Source organism: Caballeronia arvi (assembly GCF_001544695.2).
Classification (GTDB): domain Bacteria; phylum Pseudomonadota; class Gammaproteobacteria; order Burkholderiales; family Burkholderiaceae; genus Caballeronia; species Caballeronia arvi.
In genome coordinates this window covers 1-2,500 of record NZ_FCOM02000179.1, presented here as the reverse complement: position 1 = coordinate 2,500, position 2,500 = coordinate 1, and the positions used below count along the sequence as shown (strand labels likewise).

General features: G+C 57.3%; 1 protein-coding gene and 1 pseudogene. Both read right to left on the bottom strand.

From position 1 onward, the window contains the following. Positions 1–792: 792 nt before the first annotated feature. Positions 793–1,805: pseudogene (locus tag AWB74_RS49115) on the bottom strand (IS110 family RNA-guided transposase). Between the two features lie 265 nt (positions 1,806–2,070). Further along, positions 2,071–2,331, bottom strand: coding sequence for a hypothetical protein (locus tag AWB74_RS44015; protein ID WP_061152733.1), 261 nt, complete (start codon positions 2,329–2,331; stop codon positions 2,071–2,073). Positions 2,332–2,500: the final 169 nt, after the last annotated feature.

The window sequence follows — 2,500 nt, the reverse complement described above, 5'->3', positions numbered from 1 at the left end:
AATTGACGTGTTACTGGGCCCAGTCGATTGATCCGTGTTTCCACCCGACCGAATCGGTACGCTCAGTGATCGTACCTTGCCATTCACCGATTCGGCGCTACGGTCTAAATAGTGAACGATTGACCGCGGCGCGACACTGGACCCTCCGCGGGGCCCAATTCCCGGCCGAGAGGACGGGTATTCTTAATACCGCTGAACGACGTTGAACGTGCAGCAGTGGAAGGTGATCAAAAAGCCATCGACCGCATGCTCAAGCGGCTCGAAGATACGCCGACGCCTGATCGGCCTGCCTTGTCGGAGAATAAGAGACGTTGATAAAAAAAAGCTTCAGTACCACATAATAATGGCCAATCAGCCGTTCTCTGGCTGGAACGACGTGTTCCCGACCCCGGCATGACAGTTGCAGCCAGCGACCGGCTCATGTAGAAAGCTATCGCCGCCGAAAGGCCAGCGACGAGCAGAGGCGCGCCGTGTTGCTTGACGCTTATATGAACGCCGCCCGGCTTGCTAGGCGATCTCGCTGTGATGCTCGACGAGGACTTGGCTGCAGGCTTATACATGGCCTCGTCCCGTTTGCCAAATGATCTGTTCTACTGCAAGCAGGTGTTGGATTGCATATATACATTCGGCCTGTTGACGGCACCGTTGTGCCTGGCCCCATGGATTTCGCCCGACGACTCCTTCTTATATCCACGGCTTCGTAAGCCCTAAGTCTGCGCAGGTTTTGCCGTCGACGGTCCCGTGCAACCGATGAAGAGGTAAAGCAAGTGCTGTGCGCGATCAGCGCGTCGCTCATACCGGCGGTTCGTACTCTCGATCGCGTGCGAGTAACACCCATATCGTCCTGGCAATTTTGTTGGCGAGTGCGACGACGGCGACGTTTGTTCCCCTTCTCGCTGGACTTCAAGTATCCATCGGGAGAGCGTATCCGTATGCTTTACGGCTTGCTGATCGACAGCTCTCGCGCCGTGGACCAGCAGCATTCGTAGATATCCGTTGCCGCGCTTGGTGATTCCGAACAGACGATCCTTGCCGCCCGACGAATGCTGGCGCGGTGTCAAGCCCAGCCAGGCCGCAAACTGTCTGCCGTTCGAGAATTCAGTGGCGCTACCTGCCGCGGCGATGACAGCGGCGCGATCAACGGTCCGACCCCGCGGATCTTTTCCAGACGCTGGCTTGAGGGGGAAGCCTTGTGCACCTGATGGATCAACTTGTCATACCGGGAAATCTGCTCATCCAGCAGTACAAGTCGGTCGTACATATCGCGCATCATTGACCTGGTCAACTCCGTCAGCTCGTTACGTTCGTCACCGATAATTACGGGCAGTTGCTGCCGAACCTTCACCGCTGTTTGCGCAATGATTACGCCGTATTCGGCCAGCAGGCCTCGTATTTGGTTGATCTGGGCGATACGGTCACGCGTGAGCAGGCTGCGGATCCGATGCATGGATTGGATATCCTGCTGCTGGACGCTGTGATGGCGACGTAGCGCATGGTCGGACGGGATGCAGCTTCGACGATCGTCTCTGCATCGTTGCGATCGTTTTTCTCGATTTTTCGAACGGTTTGACGAATCGTGGCGCGATGATCTGCACGCAATGTCCCATTGCCGAGAACCGGCGAGCCCAGTAATGCGCTCCACCACATGCTTCCATCACGATGCGGCAGCAGGGCAGGCAAACAACCGCTTCGAGGAGCTTGTTGCGGCTGACTCGCCGGCTCAACACTTGGTGGCCACGCTCGTCAACGCCATGCAGCTGGAAGATGTTCTTGGCCAGATCGATGCTCAGCAACGCAACGCTCATGACGGCCTCCGCTCATTCAGATCAGGGAGTACTCATACTGCCACGTCCTTCGACGGAGATCGTTTGCGTTCATCCACCGGAGGTGGGACGAGGCCATTCCACTATATCCGTCGTCTGCAGGCCTGCCGGCGCGACCTGAAGGAATTCGCCAGGAACGGTATGAACGCCGCCCTCCCTTCGCGGGAATTCCGGCTCTGGACAGGCCACCGAGCACCAGTTATGCGGACAGGTTGCGAAGGTCGAGTACGCGATAGCATTCGAGCTCTCATTCCCGCCTGTTGAAGACGCCCGCTTCGAGATCTCTCGTGAAATGCTGTAGCCAATCGCTTTCGTCGCCTATCACGTATTCCCTCTTAACCTGCGTCGATAGCCGGGCTATGGTGACGTAGCCCTGTAGACCAAGGTTCTCGTCACCTTTGGGGTCCGTCGTATCGGTTTCCAGAAGAGCGAAATCGCTTTCTACCAAGCCACTGCGCCCCAGGGTCGCTAGAAAGTCTTTGTGTTCATCGGGTTCGATCAGCCGCATGTTCGGCCCTCTGTGTTCAACGGAGACGTCATCGAGCCCTATCGTTATGGGGACCGGCGACCCCGCTCAAGTGTGGAGATCTGCGCACCGCGCCCATGAGGTACGCGTCGTAATCGCCCCTGTATCGGTACTGCCAGGAAGCAAGCGTCACATCGCTTGCCGTTTTATC